This window comes from uncultured Gemmiger sp., assembly GCA_944388105.1.
GTDB lineage: Bacteria > Bacillota > Clostridia > Oscillospirales > Ruminococcaceae > Gemmiger.
The window spans coordinates 1-3,955 of record CALXHN010000136.1 but is presented as its reverse complement, the minus strand read 5'-3'; the positions used below and the strand labels follow the sequence as shown (position 1 = coordinate 3,955).

The 3,955-nt window shown below is 58.2% G+C and carries 4 protein-coding genes and 2 other RNA genes; all 6 read left to right on the top strand.

Going from position 1 to position 3,955, the window contains the following annotated elements; translation table 11 throughout:
- Positions 1-20 precede the first annotated feature (20 nt).
- The 6 genes from ffs to ssrA all read left to right on the top strand — a co-directional run bounded on the left by ffs (position 21) and on the right by ssrA (position 3,955).
- Positions 21-119, top strand: an RNA gene (gene ffs / locus Q0K17_RS10610) — signal recognition particle sRNA small type.
- A gap of 122 nt (positions 120-241) precedes the next feature.
- The gene (gene dnaX / locus Q0K17_RS10605; RefSeq protein WP_294542882.1) at positions 242-1,975 is read left to right on the top strand and encodes a DNA polymerase III subunit gamma/tau; all 1,734 of its coding nucleotides are present in this window, start codon (positions 242-244) and stop codon (positions 1,973-1,975) included.
- 61 nt (positions 1,976-2,036) lie between these two features.
- Positions 2,037-2,378: a YbaB/EbfC family nucleoid-associated protein gene (locus tag Q0K17_RS10600; protein WP_294542881.1), complete on the top strand. Its 342-nt coding sequence runs from the start codon at positions 2,037-2,039 to the stop codon at positions 2,376-2,378.
- Positions 2,379-2,388: 10 nt separating this feature from the next.
- On the top strand, positions 2,389-2,985 hold the full coding sequence (gene recR, locus Q0K17_RS10595; protein ID WP_294542879.1) for a recombination mediator RecR: 597 nt from the start codon (positions 2,389-2,391) through the stop codon (positions 2,983-2,985).
- A 73-nt stretch (positions 2,986-3,058) separates the two neighbouring features.
- Positions 3,059-3,523 (top strand): SsrA-binding protein SmpB, encoded by a 465-nt coding sequence (gene smpB, locus Q0K17_RS10590; RefSeq protein WP_294542877.1) that lies wholly within the window; start codon positions 3,059-3,061, stop codon positions 3,521-3,523.
- A 79-nt stretch (positions 3,524-3,602) separates the two neighbouring features.
- Positions 3,603-3,955: a transfer-messenger RNA gene (gene ssrA, locus Q0K17_RS10585) on the top strand.

Sequence of the window (3,955 nt, the reverse complement as noted above, 5' to 3'; positions counted from 1 at the left end):
TTGCGCTGTTTTGCATACGGATGTGGGCCCCGTGCGCGGGGACCGCGTGAACCATGTCAGGCGGGGAACCGAGCAGCATTAAGCGTTGGCGCCCCGGTGCTGCGGCAAGCCTGCATCCGTATGCAAAACAGCACAACCGCGGGGCACACCCGCGTGGCCCTGTCCGTTTTTTGTTATGGTCATGGCTGCATAGGGCGGCTGTACCTTACCTACTTATATTTTGAAAAGGCAGGTGTTTGGCATGTATCGCGCGTTGTACCGCAAGTGGCGTCCTCGCCGTTTTGCCGATGTGGTCGGCCAGCAGGCCATTGTGACTGCGCTGCAGAACCAGATCGCAGCCGGACGTATCGGCCATGCCTACCTGTTCACCGGCACCCGCGGTACCGGCAAGACCACCTGTGCCAAGATTTTTGCCAAGGCGGTCAACTGCCTGGATACCTCCAGCCCGGAGCCCTGCGGCGAATGCGCTGTATGCAAGGGTGTGGACGACGGCAGTGTGCTGGATATTTCGGAGATCGACGCGGCCTCCAACAACAGCGTGGATGATATCCGTGACCTGCGGGATGAGACCGCCTACCTGCCTGCCATGTGCAAGTACAAGGTCTATATCATCGACGAAGTTCACATGCTGTCTACCTCTGCCTTCAATGCGCTGCTCAAGACCATGGAGGAACCGCCGGAGCATGTGATCTTCATTCTGGCCACCACCGAGGTGCAGAAGGTTCCGGCCACCATCCTGTCCCGCTGCCAGCGGTACGACTTCCAGCGCATCACGGCCGCTGATATTGCGAGCCGCCTTTTGTATGTGGCCGGGGAGGAAAAGATCGAACTGGACCCCGGCGCCGCCGAACTTATCGGCCGTCTGGCGGACGGCGCCATGCGTGATGCGCTCTCCATTCTGGATACCTGCGCCGGCGTGTCCAACACGGTGGATGAGGCTCTTGTCCGCCGTATGGCCGGCGTTACCGACCGGCAATATCTGTTTGAAATCAGCGATGCCATCGCCAAAGGCGATTCAGTGACCGCTTTGCAGGAAATTGCCCAGCTGCGTCAGCAGTCGGTGGATATGCGCCGGCTGTGCATGGAACTGGCCGGACACTATCGTAACCTGATGCTGTGCGCTCTGCCCGGGGGTGAAAAGCTGCTTACCGGTACTTCCCCGGAAGAAGAAGCTGCCTACACAGCCCGCAAGGATTTTCCCCAGCGGGATGCGGTGCGGGCCATCAACGCTTTCGGCTCTGCACTGGAAAAAATGGCCCGAGGCACCGATCAGCGCATTGAACTGGAACTGGCGGTCTTTTCCCTGACCCAGCCGGACGCTGCGCCGGTACAGCCAACGGTTACTGCTGCTGCGGCGCCTGCTGTGCCCCAGCCCTTTGCGGCAGCCCAACCGGCTCCGTCTTACACAGTGCCGCCGGTAGTCCAAAATACCCAACCCCAGCAAAGCCATCCGGTGCCGCCGGTGGTGCAGCCAAGTGCTCCGCCGGTCCAAACCGAAGTTCCGCCGGTGGAGGAAGGTGAGCCTGCTTTTCTGCAGCCAGAACTGCCGCCGCTGGATCCCCAGTCTCAGCCGGTACCGGCCCAGACGGCAGTTTCGGCCCCCAAAAAGTCCCGGCCCAGGCCCTCTGTGCCCGCCGGCCCCATCCAGCCCTTTCCACAATGGTCGGCAGTGCTGGAACTCATGTCTGAAAACGATCCGCTGCTCAATTCTTTCCTGCAGGGGACCCGCGCTTACTGTGATGGACGGCGGGTGCTCTTTGAATGCAGCGATGCATTCCGGGATTATATCCGCAAAAACAAGGAAGCTTCCAAACAGATCAAAGAATTGATTTATCAGGTTACGCACCAGAGCTATTCCATCGGTCCTTATGAAAAACCACAGACAGAGGACGATGGACAGCCGAAGGTCTCTGTGGATGATACCATCCGTCAGATGCAGGCCCTGGGCGTGGATGTGCAGGTAGAAGAAAAGTGATCCCCGGCAGGAATGCCGTCAGCCCTAACCGGCAAAGATAAACAACAAAGGAGATATTTCCATGAAAGCAAGACTTCCCAAAGGCTACGGCCGTCCCGACCCCCAGGCCATGATGCGCCAGGTCCAGAAAATGCAGGATGACATCCGTGCCAAGCAGGCCGAACTCGAAGCCCGTGAGTATACCGGCAGCGCCAGCGGCGAAATGGTCACTGTGACCATGACCGGCAAACATGAGGTCACTGCCGTCAAGATCAAGCCGGAGGCCGTGGACCCGGATGATATCGAGATGTTGGAAGACCTGATCGCCGCGGCTGTCAACAGTGCTGTCGCTGCGGTGGATAAGGATTCGGAAGAAGAAATGTCCAAGATGACCGGTGGCATGAATATCCCCGGCCTGGGCTGAGAGGTACGCCATGCCGCAAAACGCTGAACCGCTGGAAAACCTGATCGATCAGTTTTCCCGCTTTCCCGGCGTAGGGCGCAAGGGTGCCACCCGCATGGCCTATGAGGTCATGGGGATGTCCAATGAGCAGGCCATGGAACTGGCCAAAGCCATCGAGGCTGCCAAGACCCGCCTGCATCGCTGCCGCCTTTGCCAGGACTATACCTCCGGCGAGGTATGCCCCATCTGTGCATCGCCCAAGCGGGATCGCTCCATCATCTGTGTGGTGGAAGCGCCCCAGGATATCAAGGCCATTGAGCGTACCCACGAGTATAAGGGATTGTACCACGTCCTGCATGGTTTGATCTCGCCCATGGATGGCATCGGTGCTGACCAGCTGTGTGTCAAGGAACTGCTGGCCCGTCTGGATGACCAGGTCAAGGAAGTCATCATGGCCACCAGCCCCACAGTGGAAGGGGAAGCCACGGCCATGTATCTGGCAAAGCTCATCAAGCCATTGGGCATTAAAACGACCCGTCTGGCTTATGGCCTGCCGGTGGGGTCCAGCCTGGAATATGCGGACGAGACTACGCTGTATCGTGCCATGGAAGGCCGCGGCGAACTGTAATCCGCTTGACAAAGAGACTGGCCCGCAGTATAATTTTACAACCCGGCGTCCAAAAGCAAAGGAGGTGACGCGCTTGGCTAAGGATCAGACGTCCAAAAAAATCATTGCGCAGAACCGCGAAGCGCGCCATGAATACTTTGTGATGGAAGCCCTGGAAACCGGTATTGAACTGGTGGGGACCGAAGTGAAAAGCCTGCGTGCCGGCGGCGTCAACCTGAAAGATGCCTGGGCGGATATCGACAATGGGGAGATCATCCTAAAAGGAATGCATATCAGCCCTTATGAACAGGGGAGCATCTTCAACCGGGATCCGGTTCGTCCCCGGCGTCTGTTGGCTCATAAGACAGAGATTCGCCGTCTGGCCCAGCAGATCAAGCTGCAAGGATACACATTGGTTCCGCTTTCCCTTTACTTTAAGCATGGCCGTGTCAAGGTAGAGTTGGGACTCTGCAAGGGCAAAAAGCTGTACGATAAGCGTGCGTCGGCCGCCGCACGGGATGCCAAGCGCGATATTGACCGCGCGCTGAAGCAGCACTGACAAAAAGGTCAAAAAGGCTGAAACGCCAGTTCCTTTCGGCAACCAATCGCCAATTGCGGCGCCCTGCGCCGCTTGATAGGGGGATGCAATGGTTTCGACGGGGGGAGAGGGGCGTGAGCAGCGGGCCGTGGCGGTGCACCACGATAAAAGCGCCAAACTAAATTAACTGACAACAACAACACTGTTGCCGTCGCTGCCTAATTAGGCGCGACCGTCCCGCCCGTCTCAGCACCGAACGGGGCCGGGGCGTCGATTAGGTGCTGAACATGCACGGGCCTAAGCTTTGCAGCCCGTCAGGTATTCATGAAGCTACCAAGGTGTAAAGCGCGTGTGTTCGCTCGCACCGCGGGAATTTCAATAAGCACTCTGCGCCCGGAGATACTCTAACCGCTTTCTTTTCGGACAGGGGTTCGATTCCCCTCATCTCCACCA

What these genes read in the sequence shown, in the direction of transcription:
- recR (WP_294542879.1), top strand. Translation starts at nt 2,389, where the DNA reads ATGCCGCAAAACGCTGAACCGCTGGAAAACCTGATCGATCAGTTTTCC.
- dnaX (WP_294542882.1), top strand. Translation starts at nt 242, where the DNA reads ATGTATCGCGCGTTGTACCGCAAGTGGCGTCCTCGCCGTTTTGCCGAT.
- Q0K17_RS10600 (WP_294542881.1), top strand. Translation starts at nt 2,037, where the DNA reads ATGAAAGCAAGACTTCCCAAAGGCTACGGCCGTCCCGACCCCCAGGCC.